Origin of the sequence: Actinotalea soli, from assembly GCF_017565425.1 — a bacterium.
In the GTDB taxonomy this organism is placed as follows: domain Bacteria; phylum Actinomycetota; class Actinomycetes; order Actinomycetales; family Cellulomonadaceae; genus Actinotalea; species Actinotalea soli.
The window spans coordinates 559854-577785 of sequence record NZ_JAGEMK010000001.1; the positions used below are offsets into that span (position 1 = coordinate 559854).

Below are 17932 nucleotides of genomic sequence, written 5' to 3' on the forward strand. Positions count from 1 at the left end.
TGATCCTCATGCCCCCCCAGCGTCGCTCCTCCCTGCCCCGATCCGTCCACGGCCGCCGCGCCGCCGTCGTCGGGGCCGCCGTGGCCGGGGCCCTCGCCCTCACCGCGTGCGGGGGCAGCACCGAGGCCCCCGCCGCGCAGGAGGAGACGGACGCGACCCTCACGGTCCTCGCCTCGTTCTACCCGCTCCAGTACGTGGCCGAGCAGATCGGCGGGGACGCGGTCGAGGTGCTCAGCGCGACGCCGCCCGGGATCGACCCGCACGACCTCGAGCTGTCCCCGCGTCAGGTCCGCGAGATCGGGGACGCGGACGTCGTGGCGTACCTGTCGGGCTTCCAGCCCTCGGTGGACGAGGCGATCGCCGCCCGCGAGCCCGCGCTGGTCCTCGACGCGGCCACCACCGAGGCCGTGGCCGCCCACATGGAGCCCGCGGAGGAGCACGCCGAGGCGGAGGTCCATGAGGAGGACGACCACGCCCACGAGGACGAGCACGCCGACGACGACCATGCCCACGACGGCGAGGACGACCACGCCCACGACGGCCACGCTCACGAGGGCGAGGACGACCACGCCCACGAGGACGACCACGCCGAGGACGACGGGCACGACCACGACCACGAGCACGGCGAGGACCCGCACTTCTGGCTCGACCCGACCCTGCTCGCGGCCGTCGGCCAGGACCTCGCGGACCTCTTGGGCGAGGCGCGACCCGAGCTCGCCGAGGAGTTCGCGGAGCGGGCTGACGCCCTCGAGCGCGACCTGACCGACCTCGACACCGTCATGGCCGACGGGCTCGCCCAGTGCGACCGTGACGTCATCGTCGCGGCCCACGAGGCCTACGGCTTCCTGGCCGAGCGCTACGGCCTCGAGCAGGTCGGGATCTCGGGGCTGGACCCTGAGTCCGAGCCCTCCCCTGCCCGCCTGCGTGCGATCCGCGCCGTCGTCGAGGAGCACGGCGTGACGACGATCTTCACCGAGAGCCTGGTCAACCCGAAGGTGGCCGAGACCCTCGCCGCGGACCTCGGGATCGAGACCGACGTCCTGGACCCGGTCGAGAGCCAGGTCGACGACGCCACGGATTACCGTGGGGCCATGGAGAACAACCTCGAGGCACTGCGCACAGGCCTCGGCTGCGCATGACCGCTGCCGTCCTCGCCCGCGACCTGGAGGTGAGCCTCGGCGGCGCGACGATCCTGCACGGGGTCGACCTCACCGTGGACCACGGTGAGGTCGTCGGCCTCCTCGGAGCCAACGGGTCGGGCAAGTCGACCCTGATCCGCGCCCTGGTCGGGGTCGTCCCGCGCGAGCGAGGCACCGTCGAGCTGCTCGGCAAGCCGCTCGGACGGTCGGTGGCCTGGCAGAGGATCGGCTACGTCCCCCAGCGGACCACGGCCGCGACCGGCGTGCCCTCCACGGCGGCCGAGGTCGTGATGTCCGGGACCATCCACGGCCGGCGTCTGCTGCCCCCGCGCGACGCCCGCTCCCGCGCCCAGGCCGCTCTCGAGGGCGTCGGGCTGGCTGACCGGGCCGACGACGCCGTGCGCGACCTGTCCGGCGGGCAGCAGCAGCGGGTGCTCATCGCCCGCGCCCTGGTGCGCCGGCCCGAGCTGCTCGTCCTCGACGAGCCCGTCGCCGGGGTCGACCTGCCGAGCCAGGACGCTTTCGCCGGGGCGCTGCGCGATCTCTCCGACCGTGGCACGACGATCCTGGTGGTGCTGCACGAGCTCGGGGCCCTCACGCCCCTCGTGCAGCGAGCCGTGGTGCTCCGGCACGGTTCCGTCGTGCACGACGGTGCGCCGCCTCCGGCTCGCGGCGAGCACGCCGGGGCCGACCACGACCACATCCACCCCCACGCCGGGGACCGCGACCAGACCGACGAGACCCACGGGCTCGCCCCGTCGGTCCGGTGGAGGCCGTGATGGTCGACGAGGTGGCCGGGATGCTGGCCGACCCCCTCATGCAGCGCGCCCTGATCGCGGCTCTCCTGGTCGGGCTGGCGGCACCGGTGATCGGGACCTACCTGGTCCAGCGCCGACTCTCCCTCCTGGGGGACGGCATCGGGCACGTCGCCCTCACGGGGGTGGCCATCGGATGGCTCGTGGGCAACGTGATGGGACTCACCGAGAGCGACGCCCTGGCCGTCCCGGGAGCAGTCGTCGCAGCCATCATCGGCGCCGTCGCGATCGAGCTGGTGCGGGAGCGCGGCCGTACGAGCGGCGACGTCGCCCTGGCCCTGCTCTTCTACGGCGGCATCGCCGGCGGTGTGCTGATCATCTCCCAGGCCGGCGGGACCAGCGCCAACCTCATGGCCTACCTCTTCGGGTCCATCTCGACCGTGACCACTGGGGACGTGTGGCTGACCGTCGTGCTCTCGGCCCTGGTGCTGCTCGTTGGGGTCGGGCTGCGGACCGCGCTGTTCGCCATCTGCCACGACGAGGAGTTCGCCCGCGCCGCGGGCCTGCCGGTCCGAGCGCTCAACATCACCATCGCCGTGATCGCGGCCCTGACGGTCACCGTGGCCATGAGGGTGGTGGGGCTGCTCCTGGTGAGCGCACTCATGATCGTGCCCGTCGCGGTCGCGCAGCTCGTGACCTCCTCGTTCCGCCGTACGATGGCTACAGCCATGGGGCTGGGCGTCGTGGTCTGCGTGAGCGGGCTGTCGATCACCTACTGGCAGGATGTCTCTCCGGGGGCCATGATCGTGGTCCTCGCGATCGCGGTGTACGCCGTGGTCGCGGTCGGCGGGAGCCTGATCGGGGTGATGCGCCGCCGCAGCCCCCACGACCCGCACCCGCAGGTCGCGGACGACGTCCACCTCGCCCCGCGGTGAGGCTCATCGCGTCGGACCGGTGATCAGCACAGGAGGACGATGATGCAGCGCATGACCCGTCAACGGTCGGCCGTGACGGAGCTGCTCGCCGATGTCGAGGACTTCCGCAGTGCGCAGCAGCTCCACGAGCTCCTCCGCGGGCAGGGCAACGGCATCGGGCTCGCCACCGTGTACCGGACGCTGCAGTCCCTCGCCGACGGCGGCGAGGTCGACGTGCTGCGCACCGGTGACGGCGAGGCGCTCTACCGGCGGTGCGAGCGCCGCGAGCACCACCACCACCTCGTGTGCCGCCGCTGCGGGGCGACCGTCGAGATCGACGGACCGACGGTCGAGACCTGGGCCGCCCAGGTGGGCGCCGCTCACGGCTTCACCGAGATCGAGCACACCATCGAGCTCACGGGGACCTGCGCGCGCTGCGCCGCCGAGGGGCCCTGAGTGCCGGCGTGGATCCGGGAGGGTCCGTTCGCCCTGGTCTACGGGTTCCTCCTGGTCGTGGTCTTCTGCCGGGCGCAGGGCACCTACTGGCTGGGCCGTGCCATCGCCGCCGGAGCCCTCCGGTCACGGTGGTCCGCCGCGATGTCCGGACCGCGCATGACGCGGGCCGTGGACGCCATCGACCGGTGGGGTCTGCCGGTCATCCCGCTCTCCTTCCTGACGGTGGGCTTCCAGACCACCGTCAACGCGGCCGCGGGCTTCCTGCGGATCCGCTGGGTGCGCTACACGGTCGCGATGGTGCCCGGATGCCTGGCCTGGGCCCTCATCTACACCGTGGGCGGCCTCGCTGCCTTCGAGGCGGGCGCCGCCCTCCTCGCCCGCTCACCCTGGGCCCTGGCCGTCGGGGTGCTCCTCGTCCTTCTGGTGGGCGCTGCGCTCGTGCTGCGGCACCGTCGATCCCGGGAGCTGCGCGACGAGGTCGAGGAGCTGAGCGCGCCCAGCCCGGTGCCACCAGCGGCCCCGTGACGGCGAGCAGCTGAGGCTCAGCGGCTCGCGCGGTCGACCGCCCCGCCGTACCGGCGGTCCCGGCGAGCGTAGGTCTCGACCGCGCGCCACAGGTGGCGCCGGTCGACGTCCGGCCAGTACTCCTCGAGGAAGACCAGCTCGGCGTACGCGGCCTGCCAGATCATGAAGTTCGAGATGCGCTGCTCGCCCGAGGTGCGCATGAAGAGGTCGACGTCCGGCAGGTCGGGCTCGTCGAGGTGCCGCGCGATGGCTCGCTCGTCGACCCGCTCGGCCGAGAGACGGCCGGCGGCGACCTCACGGGCGATCTCCCGTGCGGCGTCGGCGATCTCGGCGCGGCCCCCGTAGTTGACGCACATGGTCAGGGTGCACACGTCGTTGTCGCGCGTGAGGTCCTCGGCGGTCTCGAGCTCGTTGATGACCGACCGCCACAGGCGAGGCCGACGACCTGCCCAGCGCACCCGGACGCCCCACGCGTGCATGGTGTCCCGCTGACGTCGTAGCACGTCACGGTTGAACCCCATGAGGAAGCGGACCTCCTCGGGGGACCTGGACCAGTTCTCGGTCGAGAAGGCGTAGGCCGAGACGTGCCGGACCCCGATCTCGATCGCCCCGGCGACCACGTCCAGCAGCGCGGCCTCACCTGCGGCATGGCCCTCGGTCCGGGGCAGCCCCCGGGCGTTGGCCCACCGGCCGTTGCCGTCCATCACGATCGCCACGTGCTGAGGGACCAGCTCGCGCGGCACGTCGGGCGGCGTCTCCCCCGACGGGTGCGGTGGGGGTGGGACGACCACGTGGGGCTCGGCAGCGCCACGCCCCGCGGCCCTGCCTCGTCGCCGCTCGGCCATCAGACCCTCTCCACCATGCGCAGGGAGCGCAGGCCGCGCTCGAGATGGAACTGCAGGAAGGCCGCGACCAGGCCGTTGCCCTCCCGACGGTGCCTCTCGTCGCTCGCGTCGGCGACCTCCCAGGTCCCGCTCAGCAGAGCAGCCAGGAGCACGAGGGTCTCGGGGGCGGGCGAGGCCGCTCCCGGCGGTCGGCAGGCCGAGCAGACCGCCCCGCCCGATCCCACCGCGAAGGAGCGGTGCGGGCCCTCGGCCCCGCACCGAGCGCAGTCGATGAAGGACGGCGCCCAGCCCGCCACCGCGAGGGCGCGCAGCAGGTAGGCGTCCAGCACGAGCCCGGCGGCGTGCTCACGCCCCGCCAGGGACCGCAGGGCCGAGGCGAGCAGGACGAACTGCTGCACCGACGGCTCGTGCTCGGCCTCGACCAACCGGTCGGCGGTCTCGAGCATGGCCGCCCCGGCCGTGTACAGCCCGTAGTCCCGGCCGATCACCTGAGCGAAGGAACCCAGGGTCTCGACCTGCGTCACGACGTCGAGACTGCGACCGGTGTAGAGCTGGACGTCGATCAGCATGAAGGGTTCGAGCCGCGAGCCGAAGCGCGACGACGTCCGCCGCACGCCCTTGCCGACCGCACGCACCTTCCCGTGGTGACGGGTCAGGAGGGTGACGATGCGGTCGGCCTCGCCCAGCTTCTGGGCGCGGAGCACGACGGCCTCGTCTCGGTACAGGCTCACCCGAGCATCATCCCTCCCCGAGGGCCACCGTGGTGGGAGGCGCTCAGCGCAGCGCCCGGTTCACGGCCGAGATGATCGCCTTGAACGAGGCCGTGGTGATGGAGGGGTCGATACCAGCCCCCCACAGGACCTCGTCCCCCACCGCGCACTCGACGTAGGCGGCGGCCACCGCGTCTCCCCCGGTCGAGAGCGCATGCTCGGCGTAGTCGAGGACCTCCACCTGCTGACCCACGCTCGCCAGCGCGTGCACGAAGGCGTCGATCGGGCCGTTGCCCTCACCTTCGAGGGTGCGGGGCGTGCCGTGGTCGACCACGTCGATCGACAGCCGGTCGGGCCCGTCCTCACTGCTGATGGTGCGGCTGCCGCGCAGGTCGAAGCGGCCCCAGGGCGCGAGGCCGCTGTCGGGCTCGACCGGCAGGTACTCGTCGGAGAACAGGCGCCAGAGGTGCTCGGCCGTGACCTCCTGCCCGTGCTCGTCGGTGTGCCGCTGGACCGCGTGGGAGAACTCGATCTGGAGGCGGCGCGGCAGGTCCAGGTTGCGCTCGGTGCGCAGCAGGTAGGCCATCCCGCCCTTGCCGGACTGCGAGTTCACGCGGATCACGGCCTCGTAGCTGCGACCGACGTCCTTCGGGTCGATCGGCAGGTACGGCACGGCCCAGGTCAGCTCGTCGACCGGGACCCCGGTGGCGGAGGCCCGGGCCGCCATCGCGTCGAGACCCTTCTTGATGGCGTCCTGGTGCGAGCCCGAGAAGGCCGTGAAGACCAGGTCTCCTCCGTACGGGTGACGTTCGCCGACCGGGAGCTGGTTGCAGTGCTCGACCGTGCGACGAACGCGGTCGATGTCCGAGAAGTCGATCTGCGGGTCGATGCCCTGGCTCGCCAGGTTCATGCCCAGGGTCACCAGGCACACGTTGCCGGTCCGCTCGCCGTTGCCGAAGAGACATCCCTCGATGCGGTCGGCCCCCGCCAGGTAGCCCAGCTCGGCGGCAGCGACCCCCGTGCCGCGGTCGTTGTGGGGGTGCAGGGACAGCACGACGCTCTCACGGTGGTTCAGGTGCCGGCTCATCCACTCGATCGAGTCCGCGTAGACGTTGGGCGTGGCCATCTCGACCGTGGCGGGCAGGTTGATGATGACCTTGCGCTCGGGGGTCGGCTCGAGGACGTCCAGCACCGCGTTGCAGATCCGCACGGCGAACTCGAGCTCGGTCCCGGTGTACGACTCGGGCGAGTACTCGTAGTAGACCTCGGTCTCGGGGATGGTCTCCTCGAACTTGCGGCACAGCCGGGCGCCCTCGAGGGCGATGTCGACGATGCCGTCCTCGTCGGAGCGGAACACGACCTCGCGCTGCAGGACCGAGGTCGAGTTGTACAGGTGGACGATCGCCTGCTTCGCCCCGGCGATCGCCTCGTAGGTCCGCTCGATGAGGTGCTCGCGGGACTGCGTCAGGACCTGGATGACGACGTCGTCGGGGATGCGGTCGGTCTCGATCAGCATCCGGACGAAGTCGAAGTCGGTCTGCGAGGCCGACGGGAAGCCGACCTCGATCTCCTTGTAGCCCATCGAGACGAGCAGCTCGAACATCTGGAGCTTGCGGTCGGGGCTCATCGGCTCGATCAGGGCCTGGTTGCCGTCCCGCAGGTCCACCGCGCACCAGCGGGGGGCCTGCTCCATGCGACGTGAGGGCCAGGTGCGGTCGGGGAGGTCCACGCGGATCTGCTCGTGGAAGGGTCGGTACTTGTGCACCGGCATGGGTGACGGGCGCTGCGCGTTGCGCTCGGCGTACGGCCGGGCCGACGACGGCCGGGCGGGGTTCTGCTGGTTCTGGGGTGCTACGGAGCTCATGGGACGTCCTTCGTGGCGGGAGTCGGGGGGCTGACCGGCACACCGACCACCGCGACGAGGGACCGGTCCGTCAGACCTCGTCGCGGCGACGAAGGAGCAGCCCAGGCTGCACGGTCACGCGCACGGCAGACACTCTAGCGCCTCGCCCCGGGATCTGGCCCCCGCCGTCTCAGCACAGGCGTCTCACCACAGGCTCGGGAAGACCCCCCAGTAGGCCAGCGAGAGCAGCAGCAGGACCGAGCCGACGACGGTGCCGGCCAGGGTCCACTCCCCCGCGAGCGTCTGCGCGGCGGACTCCGAGCCCCGCCGTCGGCCGTCGAGGATCCGGTAGATCAGCACCACGCCGGCCACCACGGTCGCGATCCCCAGCATCCGCAGCCCGAGCCAGCCGCCCTGCACCACGAAGGTGCTCGACCGGTAGTTCTGGGCCATGTTGGCGACGACCAGCAGGTACGCGACCAGCGCGAGGAAGGTGATCACCGACCCCGCCCCCATGGCCACCAGCGGGCCGAGCACGCCGTCGGCGAGGGTCCGACCGCGTCGACCGCGCAGCCGCCGGACCAGCCACGCCAGGGGACCGGTCAGGAGGGCCAGGAGCGACAGCACGAGGGCGGCGACGATGAGGTCCCCCTCGGCGTACCACCGCGGCCTCTCGACCGGCTCGGCCAGGAACCGCTGGTAGGGCTCCGCCCCCGCGACCTTGGGTGCGGCGTCCGCCGAGGCCGGCAGGGCCTGGACCCAGGCGCTGAGATCCCGTGCGAAGTCCGGGAGCAGCTCGCCGTCGACCCGGATGCCGTGGTCGGCACCCTCGTAGTAGCGCACCGTCCAGGCGTCGTTGTCGGCGACCTCGAGGTCCTCGATCAGCTCGAGAGCCCCCTGGACGGTCGGCATGGCCGCGTCCCCCGTGCCGTAGACCATCAGCACGGGCTGGCGCATCCGCTGCTGGAAGGGCGTGACGTCGAACCGCCCGTACTCGAAGCCACCCCCGGGGAAGTCCATCCCGACGAAGCGCGGGATGGACCGCAGCAGCTCGACGGGCACGCCCGTCTCACGCAGGTAGGAGTCGACCGCGAAGGCAGCCTGCTGGCGCGGGGGCACCACGGGGGCGGCGACGAGGACCACGAAGGAGACCGCGGGGTTGTCGGCGGCCATGACGGGCACGATCCACCCGCCTTCACTCTCCCCGTAGACGCCGACCCGGGCCGGGTCCACCCCGGGCAGGTCGCGCAGGATCGTGACGCTGCGCAGGTAGTCGTTGGCCATCGCGGTGTAGTCGCGGTCCCGCGTGGTGTACGTGTCCAGGCGCTTGTTGGGCACCATCGCGACGACCCCCGAGGAGGCCAGTGCCTCCGCCTGGGCGAGGAAGGCCCGCTCGTAGCGCCCGGTGCCGGCGCCGTGCACGAAGACCACCCCCGGCCGCAGGCCCGGGGCGCCGAGCGGCTCGCTGACCCTCGCCTCGACCTCGACCCCGGAGAGCTCGACCGAGACGATCGAGGTCGCGACCTCGTAGGTGCCGACGGGCTGCGTGCCCTCGGAGCCGCCGATGGTGGTGTCGGCGCCCTCGACGTCGACGGTCTCGGTCATCGGGACCGGGTCCCAGCCCGGCCCTGACACGGCGCCGAGGAGCCCGAGCACCACGACGGCGACCGCGCTGGACAGAGCGATCCGGTAGCGCACCCCGGGAGTCTAGTCAGTCACCCGAGCAGGACCGCCCCCTCGACCGGACCCGGGGCCCTCAGAACCCCAGGCGCCGCAGCTGCTTGGGGTCGCGCTGCCAGTCCTTGGCGATCTTGACGTGCAGGTCGAGGTAGACCTTGGCGCCGAGGAGGGCCTCGATCCCCCGCCGCGCCTGGCTGCCGACCTCACGGAGCCTCGACCCGGCCTTGCCGATGATGATCGCCTTCTGGCTGTCCCGCTCGACGAAGAGGTGCACGCGGACGTCGAGGAAGGGCGGCGAGCCGTCGGAGCCGTCCCGGCCCTCGCGCGGGGTGATCTCGTCGACGACGACGGCCAGGGAGTGGGGCAGCTCGTCGCGCACCCCCTCGAGGGCGGCCTCGCGGACCAGCTCGGCCACCATCACGGCCTCGGGCTCGTCCGTGAGCTCGCCGTCGGGGTACAGCGCCGGCCCCGGCGGCAGGTGCCCGACGAGGACGTCGACCAGCGTGTCGACCTGGTAGCCGCCGACCGCGCTGACCGGCACGATGTCTGCCCACTCGCCGAGCTCGGCGATCGCCATGAGGTGCTCGGCCAGGCGCCCCTTGGGGACCAGGTCGGACTTGGTCGCGACCGCCACCACGGGGGTCGCCGCACGGCTCTCGGCCAGGGCGGTCAGCTGCTGGGCGATGTAGCGGTCCCCCGGCCCGACGCGCTGGTCGGAGGGGAGGCAGAACACCACGGCGTCGACCTCGCTCAGGGTGTCGCGCACCAGGTCGTTGAGCCGCTCGCCGAGCAGGGTCCGCGGACGGTGCAGCCCGGGGGTGTCGACGAGGACCACCTGCGCGTCGGGGCGGTGCACGATGCCTCGCACGACGTGCCGCGTCGTCTGCGGCCGGCCCGAGGTGATCGCGACCTTCTGCCCGACGATCGCGTTCGTCAGCGTGGACTTGCCCGCGTTGGGGCGGCCGACGACGCAGACGAAGCCGGAGCGGAACGGTGGGGGCGTGCCCGTCATCAGAGGGCTCCTCGGGGGTCTGGTGGTGGTGTACGCGTGGGGGCGGGGCGGCCCGCGGTCATCGCCCGGCGAGGAAGGTCAGCAGGAGCTGGCGCTGCAGCGCGAACATCTCCTTCTCCTCCTCGGGCTCCGCGTGGTCGTAGCCGAGCAGGTGCAGGATGCCGTGGGTGGTCAGGAGCAGGAGCTCCTCGGCGGTCGAGTGACCCGCGGCGCGGGCCTGGGCGGCCGCGACCTCCGGGCACAGCACGACGTCGCCGAGCAGGCCGGCGGGGGTCGGGTCGCCGTCCGTCCCGGGGCGCAGCTCGTCCATCGGGAACGAGAGCACGTCCGTGGGGCCGGGCTCGTCCATCCACTGCACGTGGAGCTCGGTCATGACCTCGGTGCCGACCAGCAGGATCGAGAGCTCGGTCTGCGGGTGCACGTGCATCGCGTCCAGGACGTGCCGACCCAGGGCGGCGAACTCGGCCTCGTCGACCGCGAACCCTGACTCGTTGTTGACCTCGATGCTCATCGCGCCCTCCCTGGTCCTGACGCACGCTGCTCGTCCCACGTCGCGTAGGCGTCGATGATGTCGCCGACCAGGCGGTGGCGGACCACGTCAGCCGAGGTCAGGCGGCAGAACTCGACGTCCTCGACCGTGCCGAGGATGTCCTCGACGACCCGGAGCCCCGAGATGGTCCCGCCCGGCAGGTCGACCTGCGTGACGTCCCCGGTGACCACCATGGTCGAGCCGAAGCCGAGGCGGGTCAGGAACATCTTCATCTGCTCGGTCGAGGTGTTCTGAGCCTCGTCGAGGATGATGAAGGCGTCGTTGAGCGTGCGGCCGCGCATGTACGCCAGCGGGGCCACCTCGACCGTCCCCGCCTCCATGAGACGAGGGATCGAGTCCGGGTCGACCATGTCGTGCAGGGCGTCGTAGAGGGGTCTCAGGTACGGGTCGATCTTGTCGCTCAGGCTCCCCGGCAGGAAGCCGAGCCGCTCACCGGCCTCGACGGCCGGCCGGGTCAGCACGATCCGGTTCACCTGCTTGGCCTGGAGCGCCTGCACCGCCTTGGCCATCGCGAGGTACGTCTTGCCGGTGCCGGCCGGACCGATGCCGAAGGTCACCGTGTGCCGGTCGATCGCGTCGACGTACGCCTTCTGCCCGACGGTCTTGGGGCGGATGGTCCGCCCGCGGCTCGACAAGATGTTCTGGGTGAGCACCTCGGCCGGGCTGCTCGCCGTCGCCGCGGTGAGCATCGCGACCGAACGCTCCACGACGTCGGCCGAGAGCTGGGTACCGCTCGTGGCCACCTCGAGGAGCTCGTCCAGGAGCCGGGCCACGAGGGCGACCTCGGCGGGAGGGCCGTCGAGGGTGATCTCGTCCCCCCGGGCGTGGACCCTCACGGACGGGAAGCCCCGCTCGACGGCCCGCAGCACCTCGTCGCCCGGGCCGAGGAGGGCGACCGCAGGCAGGTGGGAGGGCACCACGATGCGGTGCTCGACGCGGGTGCGGGCGGCCGGGCGTCGCGCTGCTGATCCCTCGCTCACGCGTTGATCCGTCCGAGCTCGACGCCACCGAGCACGTGCGCGTGGACGTGGAAGACCGACTGCCCGGCGCTCGGACCGGTGTTGAACACGAGCCTGAACTGACCGCTGGACTCGTCCGAGGCGACCTGCTCGGCCAGGGAGACCACCTGGGCCAGCAGCGCGGGGTCGGCCGCGGCGAGCTGGGCGACGTCGGCGTGGTGGTCTCGTGGCACCACCAGGACGTGCAGGGGAGCCTGCGGGTCGATGTCCCGGAACGCGACAGCCGCCGAGCTCTGGGCCACGACCGTCGCCGGGACGGCCCCCGCCACGATCCGGCAGAACAGGCAGTCCGGGGCGGTGAGCGGGGCGCTCTCGTTCGACGACATGCCGCCAGGGTAGTGCCCTGGCCCGACGTGGGCCTGCGACGATGGCGACCTACCACCTCCGGCCGCGGCCGGGAGAACGGAGGCTGACGTGGCTCCTGCCCGGCCCCGCGCGCTGCGTGCCCTGGTGACCGGCGGGGCCGTGGTGCTGCTGCTGGCCGCCTGCCAGACGGGCTCGGAGGAGGTCGCCCCCTCCGAGCCCGTCCCCCCGACGGCCACCGAGGAGCCGGCCCAGAGCCCCGACCCGACCCCCGAGCCGAGCGGGTCCGCGCCGGAGCCGAGCGCCGAGGAGGGCGCGAACACCCTCACCAACGGCGACAACTCGATCCTCGAACCGGCCCCGGGCGCGGTCCTGACCGGTCCCGACGTGACCGTGAGCGGCGAGGGGACCGCCTTCGAGGCGAACCTCAACTACCACGTGCTCCGGACCGGCACCGAGGAGGTCGTCGGCGAGATCGGCTACACCATGGCCGGGGCCAACGGCGAGATCGGGCCCTGGGAGATCGCGCTGACCCTCGACCCAGGCACCTACACCGTGCAGGTGTGGGAGCCGAACGCCTCCGACGGCGAGGGCGAGGCCGGCCCCTTCATCAACCTGGTCGAGGTCACGTTCACCGTGGAGTGACCGCGCTCAGGTCCACCGGCCCAACCGCTGCGCGAGCACCGCGACCGCCACGGGCCCTGCGGTCGAGCTGCGCAGCACGTGCGGGCCCAGACGGACGATCCGAGCCCCGGCCTCGCCCAGGGACGAGACCTCTCGCTCGCTGATCCCGCCCTCGGGACCCACGACCACGAGCACCCGCGCACCCCTGACCGAGGGCAGCGGAACCTCTGCGACGGGCACCGAGCCCGCCTGGTCCAGCACGAGGGCGGCACCGCCCTCGGCGACGACCTCTCTCACGAGCCGGAGGAGGCCCGGACCGTCCTGGGCGGGGACGAGGTCGGGGACCCGCGCCCGGCGGGACTGCTTGGCCGCGGCCCGCAGGCACGCGGCCCAGCGCGCGCGGTTCTTCGCCACGCGGTCCCCCCGCCAGACGACGATCGAGCGGTCGGCCTGCCACGGCACCACGGCGTCGACACCGATCTCGGTCGCGGACTCGACGGCCATCTCGTCCCGCTGCCCCTTCGCGAGGGCCTGGACCAGGACGAGGCGGACCTCGGGGGCCGGTTCGACGACCCGCTCGACCACGTCGAGCTCGAGCTCCCCCGCCGCCACGGCGCGGATCTGACAACGCAGCCGGACCCCGGCGCCGTCGACCACGTCGATCCGCTCGCCCGGCCCACGCCGCTGCACGACCCCGGCGTGACGCCCCTCGGTCCCGCACAGCAGGTACGTCGAGCCTGCGGCGTACTCGTCCAGGCTCCCCGGCTCGTCGAGGAAGACCGGTGCGCTCACCGGCCCGCGAGCCTGTCGCGCAGCTTGGAGAACACCCCCGGGTGGGCCGGCGACAGCCGTGAGGCCGGCCGCTCCTCGTCGCGCAGCGCGGCGAGCTCTCGCAGCAGCCGCTCCTGCTCGGCGTCCAGACCGGTCGGCACCTGGACGTCGACGTGCACGTGCAGGTCACCGCGACCGCCGACGTGCAGGTGACCCACGCCGAGGCCGCGCTCGACGATGACCTGGTCGGGCTGCGTCCCCGGGCGCACGTCGATGTCCCGTGAACCGTCCAGGGTCTCGAGCTGGACGACCGTGCCGAGGGCGGCGGCGGTCATCGGGATCTCGAGGGTGCAGTGCAGGTCGTCGCCACGGCGCACGAAGGTCTCGTGCCGCTTCTCGCGGATCTCGAGGTACACGTCACCGGCCGGTCCACCTGCGGGGCCGACCTCGCCCTGCCCGGTGAGCTTGATGCGGGTACCCGTGTCGACCCCGGCCGGGACGTCCACGCTCAGGGTGCGACGGCTGCGCACCCGCCCCTCCCCCGAGCACTCGGTGCAGGGCTCAGGGATGACCGTGCCGAAGCCGTGGCACGCGGCGCACGGGCTCGAGGTCATCACCTGCCCGAGGAAGGAGCGTGCGACGCGCTGCACCACGCCACGGCCGCCGCACACGTCGCAGGTGCGCGGCGAGGTGCCCGGTCGGCAGCAGCTGCCCTGGCACGTCGAGCAGAGCACCGCCGTGTCCACCGGGACCTCACGGTGGGCACCGAAGGCGGCCTCACGCAGCTCGATCTCGAGACGGACGAGGGCGTCCTGACCGCGCCGCGCGCGCGGGACGGGTCCACGCTGGCCGCCGCCGCCCTGACCCCCGCCGAAGAAGGTCTCGAAGATGTCCTGGAAGCCGAACCCGGCGCCGAAGCCCGGGTCTCCCCCGCCGCCGGGGGCCGAGGGGTCGACCCCACGGTCGTACATCTGGCGCTTCTCGGGGTTCGACAGCACCTCGTAGGCCCGGGACACGTCCTTGAAGCGGTCCTCGGCCCCCTCGCCGGTGGCGACGTCGGGGTGAAGCTCGCGGGCGAGCCGTCGGTAGGCCTTCTTGATCTGCTCGGGGGTCGCGTCGGGGCTCACGCCGAGGACCTCGTAGTAGTTGCTGCTCACGTGTCGCTCTCTGCTGGGTTCGGGCTGCTGGGGTGCGGGTCAGCCCGCGAGGATCCTGGACAGGTACCGGGCCACGGCGCGGACCGAGGCGATGGTCCCCGCGTAGTCCATGCGCGTGGGCCCGAGGGAGCCGATGCGGGCCAGGGCCTCGCCGTCCCCCCCGTAGCCGGTCGCCACGAAGGAGGTCTCGGCCAGGCCGGCGTGCTGGTTCTCGTGGCCGATGCGCACCGTGACCCCCGCCGTGTCCTCGGCCATCTCGGTCAGCAGACGCAGCAGGACCACCTGCTCCTCGAGCGCCTCCAGCACGGGCCGGATGGTCTGGCTGAAGTCGGTGCCGCTGCGGGCCAGGTGCGAGGCGCCCGCCATGACGACGCGCTCCTCGGTCGCCTCGGCGAGCGTGTCCTCCACGACCCTGACCACCCGGTGGACCAGTGGGCGGTCCTCGGCCACGAAGGCGAGGGCCATCTGCTCGAGGGGCTCGGGGAGGTCCACGAGACGACGCCCGGCCACCGCGGCGTTGAGCCTGGCGCGCAGCTCGGGGACCACGTGCTCGGCGATCGGTGCGTCGAGCTCGAGGGTTCGCTGCTCGACCCGGCCGGTGTCGGTGATGATGACGACGAGCAGCCGGGTGTCCCCGACGGGGACGAGCTCGAGGTGTCGCAGGGCCGAGCGCCGCAACGAGGGGTACTGCACGACGGCGACCTGCTGGGTCAGCTGCGAGAGCAGGCGCACCGAGCGGTCGACGACGTCGTCGAGGTCGACCGCGTCCGCGAGGAACTGCTGGATCGCACGGCGCTCGGGCGAGGACAGGGGCTTGATGGTGGACAGCCGGTCCACGAACATCCGGTAGCCCTTGTCGGTGGGCACCCGTCCTGCCGAGGTGTGCGGCTGGGCGATGAACCCGGCCTCCTCGAGGGCAGCCATGTCGTTGCGGATCGTGGCGGGCGAGACGCCCAGGGCGTGCCGTTCGACGAGGACCCGGGAGCCGACCGGCTCCTGGGTCTGCACGTAGTCCTCGACGATGGCGCGCAGCACGTCGAGCCTGCGGTCGTCGCTCATGGCACCTCCCGTCCTGCCGTCGTGGTAGCCCTTCCCCGCCCCTGGGTCAGGTGACCGGCGGGGTCGGGCGGCGCTCGTGCCCGAGCTGCGGGCATGATCAGGGCATGGCACTCGCCGACCCGGAGTGCTAATCCTACGACGGCAGGACCGGAAGGCCCAGGTCGCGGCCCTCAGGCGGCGGGCACCATGTGCTCACGCACGGCCGAGACGAGCTCGGGGGTGATCGTCGTGATGCCGTGGTCGGCGGTCGCGTGCCGGCCGACCGCGCCGAGGATCTCGTCGTCGGCGCCGTGGAAGGTGGCCGTGCAGCCAGGCACGACGTCGCCGCAGCGGAAGGTCTTCATGGTTCCTCCAGGGGGTGGACGGACCCGCGGGGTGCGGGGTCCGAGAGCGTGACGCGGGGATCCGCGACAGGACGACCGAGGCGCAGCAGGGAGGTCATCGAGCCACCTCGAGGCCAGCGCTCCGGCCACCGACGAGGTCGTCGACCAGGCCCGCGATGCTCACGGTGCCCAGCACCCTGCCTCGCGCGTCGGTGCAGACCACCGGGGCGTGCTGGAGCCCGGCCGGGCGGGCCATCGCCCGCGTCAGCACGTCGGCGGGCGCGGCGCTCGGCGCCACGACGAGTGCCGGCAGGCGGTGCAGGGTGCCGTCCGGGCCCGGGCCGACGACCGCCGTCGGTCGGCCACGCCCGTCGACGAGCACGTCCTCGTCCGCGCACGCCCCCGCCTCCCAGTCGACGGCGGCACGGACCCGTGCGGGACGGACCAGGGTCAGCACGTGGGCCCCGACGCGCGAGCGGGCGACCTGCTCGCGCAGGAAGGTCCGCGTGAGGTCGTCCAGGGCGGGCCAACCGGGGGCAGGGCGGCCCACGGCCCACCCCTGCACGAGGGGGACGCCGAGGTCGACGAGCTCGGCGAGCTCGGCTCGGGTCTCGACGCCCTCGGCGAGAAGCCAGGCGTCCATCTGCCCGCTGAGGTCCCCGAGCAGCCGCACGACGGTGCGACGGACCGGGTCGCGGTCGAGGCCGGTCACCAGGCTGCGGTCGAGCTTGACCACGTCGGGACGGAGGCTGAGCATCTGCGACAACCCCGAGTAGCCGGTGCCCGCGTCGTCCATGGCGATGCGGCCGCCCAGCGCGCGGATCTCGGTCAGGACCTCCTCGAGGGCCGCGTCGTCCTCGGCCTCGACGTGCTCGGTGAGCTCCACGACCACCTCGTCCAGCCGGCCGTGGCCGCAGACCGCCTCGCGCACCACGGGGAGCGGCAGCAGGTGCGGCTCGACGTTCATCGTCCAGAACGTCGCCTGCGGTCGGTCGGCGACGAGCGCGTGCATCGCCCGGACCGTGCACGCCGTGAGCTCACCGTCCAGGCCGTGGCGACGAGCGGCGGCGAACCACACGTCGGGCGAGGCCGAGGGCGGGCCCGTGAAGCGGGAGAGGAGCTCGTACCCACCGACCCGGGCGTGGGCCACGTCGATGATCGGCTGGGCGACGACCGCCAGGCCCTCGCCGGCGAGCACGCGCTCGAGGGCGGGGCGCCAGCTCGGGTCGTCGAGACCCACGACCGGCCCCTTGCCGTCGACGTCGGGCGACACGCGGCCTCCAGAGATCAGGGGGTCCAGGCACCCCACTGGCATCATCGACACTCCCCCCGGCCGAGATGAGGAGTTCGTGACCACTGACAGGTACGGCCGGGACGTCCTGGCCAGCCCGCGGGAGCCTCGCCGCCCCACCTCGAGGCCGGTGCCCGCCGAGACCGGACTGGTCGTCGAGGAGGTCACGAGCGGGTGGGTGGGTGCCGTGCTGCGCGTCGAGAAGTCCGGCGGCATGCACGTCGTCGTCCTGGAGGACCGGCACGCGCGGACCCGGACGTTCCCCCTCGGGCCCGGCTTCTGGGTCGAGGGCGCCCCCGTGGTGCTCACGGCACCCGCCGGACCGGCGGCTCCGTCGGCGCCCTCCCGGACCGCCTCGGGGTCGGTCGCGGTGCACGGCGCGAGGGCCCGCGTGGCCCGCGGTGGTCGGATCTGGGTCGAGGGGCGGCACGACGCCGAGCTCGTCGAACGGGTGTGGGGCGACGACCTGCGGCTCGAAGGGGTCGTGGTCGAGATGCTCGACGGGGTCGACGACCTCGCGGGGGCGGTGCGGGAGTTCGCCCCCGGCCCGGGCCGCCGCCTCGGCGTGCTGGTCGACCACCTGGTCCCCGGCAGCAAGGAGTCGCGGATCGCCGCCGACGCGATGCGGGTCGCCCGCCCGGACGCGCTGCTGGTGCTCGGCCATCCGTACGTCGACGTGTGGCAGGCCGTGCGTCCCGAACGCGTCGGGCTCACCTCCTGGCCGACCATCGACCGCGGCACCGAGTGGAAGCGCGGGATCCTCGACGAGCTCGGCTGGCCCGCGCAGAGCCAGGCCGACGTCGCGCGGGCCTGGCAGCGCATCCTGGGCACCGTGCGCGACTACCGCGACCTCGAGCCCACGCTGCTCGGCCGCGTCGAGGAGCTCATCGACTTCGTGACCGCAGACCCCCTCCCCACGTGATGACCCGTTTCGCTAGGGTGCGAGTGCCGCACGG

General features: G+C 73.0%; 20 protein-coding genes. 7 read left to right on the forward strand and 13 right to left on the reverse strand.

The window, feature by feature from the left end; translation table 11 throughout:
• Positions 1 to 8 precede the first annotated feature (8 nt).
• Genes J4G33_RS02605 through J4G33_RS02625 form a run of 5 tightly spaced genes read left to right on the forward strand, consistent with a single transcriptional unit; the run spans position 9 to position 3789 of the window.
• Complete coding sequence (locus tag J4G33_RS02605; RefSeq protein WP_243758370.1) at positions 9 to 1139, forward strand: metal ABC transporter substrate-binding protein; 1131 nt, start codon at positions 9 to 11, stop codon at positions 1137 to 1139.
• A complete protein-coding gene (locus J4G33_RS02610; protein WP_208054310.1) occupies positions 1136 to 1918 on the forward strand; it encodes a metal ABC transporter ATP-binding protein in 783 nt (260 codons plus the stop codon). The genes J4G33_RS02605 and J4G33_RS02610 overlap by 4 nt, the downstream gene beginning before the upstream one ends.
• The gene (locus tag J4G33_RS02615; protein ID WP_208054311.1) at positions 1918 to 2829 is read left to right on the forward strand and encodes a metal ABC transporter permease; all 912 of its coding nucleotides are present in this window, start codon (positions 1918 to 1920) and stop codon (positions 2827 to 2829) included. The genes J4G33_RS02610 and J4G33_RS02615 overlap by 1 nt, the downstream gene beginning before the upstream one ends.
• Before the next feature lie 42 nt (positions 2830 to 2871).
• Positions 2872 to 3264 (forward strand): Fur family transcriptional regulator, encoded by a 393-nt coding sequence (locus J4G33_RS02620; RefSeq protein WP_208054312.1) that lies wholly within the window; start codon positions 2872 to 2874, stop codon positions 3262 to 3264.
• Positions 3265 to 3789: a DedA family protein gene (locus J4G33_RS02625; protein ID WP_208054313.1), complete on the forward strand. Its 525-nt coding sequence runs from the start codon at positions 3265 to 3267 to the stop codon at positions 3787 to 3789.
• A gap of 17 nt (positions 3790 to 3806) precedes the next feature.
• On the opposite strand, the gene J4G33_RS02630 is transcribed toward J4G33_RS02625, so the two are convergent.
• From J4G33_RS02630 to J4G33_RS02665, 8 genes are all read right to left on the reverse strand, one after another.
• The gene (locus J4G33_RS02630; protein ID WP_208054314.1) at positions 3807 to 4634 is read right to left on the reverse strand and encodes an isoprenyl transferase; all 828 of its coding nucleotides are present in this window, start codon (positions 4632 to 4634) and stop codon (positions 3807 to 3809) included.
• A complete protein-coding gene (gene recO, locus J4G33_RS02635) occupies positions 4634 to 5365 on the reverse strand; it encodes a DNA repair protein RecO (RefSeq protein WP_208054315.1) in 732 nt (243 codons plus the stop codon). The genes J4G33_RS02630 and recO overlap by 1 nt, the downstream gene beginning before the upstream one ends.
• A gap of 43 nt (positions 5366 to 5408) precedes the next feature.
• A complete protein-coding gene (gene leuA / locus J4G33_RS02640; protein WP_243758526.1) occupies positions 5409 to 7115 on the reverse strand; it encodes a 2-isopropylmalate synthase in 1707 nt (568 codons plus the stop codon).
• A gap of 276 nt (positions 7116 to 7391) precedes the next feature.
• Positions 7392 to 8885 carry an alpha/beta hydrolase family protein gene (locus tag J4G33_RS02645; RefSeq protein WP_307793692.1) on the reverse strand — a complete coding sequence of 498 codons (1494 nt, stop codon included), beginning with the start codon at positions 8883 to 8885 and terminating at the stop codon, positions 7392 to 7394.
• Between the two features lie 58 nt (positions 8886 to 8943).
• The gene (era, locus tag J4G33_RS02650; protein ID WP_208054317.1) at positions 8944 to 9879 is read right to left on the reverse strand and encodes a GTPase Era; all 936 of its coding nucleotides are present in this window, start codon (positions 9877 to 9879) and stop codon (positions 8944 to 8946) included.
• A 58-nt stretch (positions 9880 to 9937) separates the two neighbouring features.
• Positions 9938 to 10390 (reverse strand): rRNA maturation RNase YbeY, encoded by a 453-nt coding sequence (gene ybeY / locus J4G33_RS02655; protein WP_208054318.1) that lies wholly within the window; start codon positions 10388 to 10390, stop codon positions 9938 to 9940.
• Positions 10387 to 11409 (reverse strand): PhoH family protein, encoded by a 1023-nt coding sequence (locus J4G33_RS02660; protein ID WP_208054319.1) that lies wholly within the window; start codon positions 11407 to 11409, stop codon positions 10387 to 10389. Before J4G33_RS02660 ends, ybeY begins: the two co-directional genes overlap by 4 nt.
• Positions 11406 to 11774 carry an HIT domain-containing protein gene (locus J4G33_RS02665; protein ID WP_208054320.1) on the reverse strand — a complete coding sequence of 123 codons (369 nt, stop codon included), beginning with the start codon at positions 11772 to 11774 and terminating at the stop codon, positions 11406 to 11408. The genes J4G33_RS02660 and J4G33_RS02665 overlap by 4 nt, the downstream gene beginning before the upstream one ends.
• Before the next feature lie 88 nt (positions 11775 to 11862).
• Here J4G33_RS02665 and J4G33_RS17385 point away from each other — a divergent pair, with 88 nt between their 5' ends.
• Positions 11863 to 12396, forward strand: coding sequence for a Gmad2 immunoglobulin-like domain-containing protein (locus tag J4G33_RS17385; RefSeq protein ID WP_208054321.1), 534 nt, complete (start codon positions 11863 to 11865; stop codon positions 12394 to 12396).
• A 6-nt stretch (positions 12397 to 12402) separates the two neighbouring features.
• Here the strand turns inward: J4G33_RS17385 and J4G33_RS02675 are convergent, their stop codons facing one another.
• The 5 genes from J4G33_RS02675 to J4G33_RS02695 all read right to left on the reverse strand — a co-directional run bounded on the left by J4G33_RS02675 (position 12403) and on the right by J4G33_RS02695 (position 16958).
• Positions 12403 to 13167, reverse strand: coding sequence for a 16S rRNA (uracil(1498)-N(3))-methyltransferase (locus J4G33_RS02675; protein WP_208054322.1), 765 nt, complete (start codon positions 13165 to 13167; stop codon positions 12403 to 12405).
• Entirely contained in the window at positions 13164 to 14303 is a 1140-nt protein-coding gene (gene dnaJ / locus J4G33_RS02680; RefSeq protein WP_208054323.1) for a molecular chaperone DnaJ, read from the reverse strand. Before dnaJ ends, J4G33_RS02675 begins: the two co-directional genes overlap by 4 nt.
• Positions 14304 to 14342: 39 nt before the next feature.
• Positions 14343 to 15362 (reverse strand): heat-inducible transcriptional repressor HrcA, encoded by a 1020-nt coding sequence (gene hrcA / locus J4G33_RS02685; RefSeq protein ID WP_208054324.1) that lies wholly within the window; start codon positions 15360 to 15362, stop codon positions 14343 to 14345.
• 170 nt (positions 15363 to 15532) lie between these two features.
• Positions 15533 to 15706 carry a DUF1059 domain-containing protein gene (locus J4G33_RS02690; RefSeq protein ID WP_208054325.1) on the reverse strand — a complete coding sequence of 58 codons (174 nt, stop codon included), beginning with the start codon at positions 15704 to 15706 and terminating at the stop codon, positions 15533 to 15535.
• Positions 15707 to 15800: 94 nt separating this feature from the next.
• Positions 15801 to 16958 carry an EAL domain-containing protein gene (locus J4G33_RS02695; RefSeq protein WP_208054326.1) on the reverse strand — a complete coding sequence of 386 codons (1158 nt, stop codon included), beginning with the start codon at positions 16956 to 16958 and terminating at the stop codon, positions 15801 to 15803.
• Between the two features lie 76 nt (positions 16959 to 17034).
• Here J4G33_RS02695 and J4G33_RS02700 point away from each other — a divergent pair, with 76 nt between their 5' ends.
• Positions 17035 to 17898, forward strand: coding sequence for a DUF3097 domain-containing protein (locus tag J4G33_RS02700; protein WP_208054327.1), 864 nt, complete (start codon positions 17035 to 17037; stop codon positions 17896 to 17898).
• The last annotated feature ends 34 nt before the right edge of the window (positions 17899 to 17932 follow it).

What these genes read in the sequence shown, in the direction of transcription:
- J4G33_RS02605 (WP_243758370.1), top strand. Translation starts at nt 9, where the DNA reads ATGCCCCCCCAGCGTCGCTCCTCCCTGCCCCGATCCGTCCACGGCCGC.
- J4G33_RS02610 (WP_208054310.1), top strand. Translation starts at nt 1,136, where the DNA reads ATGACCGCTGCCGTCCTCGCCCGCGACCTGGAGGTGAGCCTCGGCGGC.
- J4G33_RS02615 (WP_208054311.1), top strand. Translation starts at nt 1,918, where the DNA reads ATGGTCGACGAGGTGGCCGGGATGCTGGCCGACCCCCTCATGCAGCGC.
- J4G33_RS02620 (WP_208054312.1), top strand. Translation starts at nt 2,872, where the DNA reads ATGCAGCGCATGACCCGTCAACGGTCGGCCGTGACGGAGCTGCTCGCC.
- J4G33_RS02630 (WP_208054314.1), bottom strand. Translation starts at nt 4,634, where the DNA reads ATGGCCGAGCGGCGACGAGGCAGGGCCGCGGGGCGTGGCGCTGCCGAG.
- leuA (WP_243758526.1), bottom strand. Translation starts at nt 7,115, where the DNA reads ATGCCGGTGCACAAGTACCGACCCTTCCACGAGCAGATCCGCGTGGAC.
- era (WP_208054317.1), bottom strand. Translation starts at nt 9,879, where the DNA reads ATGACGGGCACGCCCCCACCGTTCCGCTCCGGCTTCGTCTGCGTCGTC.
- ybeY (WP_208054318.1), bottom strand. Translation starts at nt 10,390, where the DNA reads ATGAGCATCGAGGTCAACAACGAGTCAGGGTTCGCGGTCGACGAGGCC.
- J4G33_RS02665 (WP_208054320.1), bottom strand. Translation starts at nt 11,774, where the DNA reads ATGTCGTCGAACGAGAGCGCCCCGCTCACCGCCCCGGACTGCCTGTTC.
- hrcA (WP_208054324.1), bottom strand. Translation starts at nt 15,362, where the DNA reads ATGAGCGACGACCGCAGGCTCGACGTGCTGCGCGCCATCGTCGAGGAC.
- J4G33_RS02690 (WP_208054325.1), bottom strand. Translation starts at nt 15,706, where the DNA reads ATGAAGACCTTCCGCTGCGGCGACGTCGTGCCTGGCTGCACGGCCACC.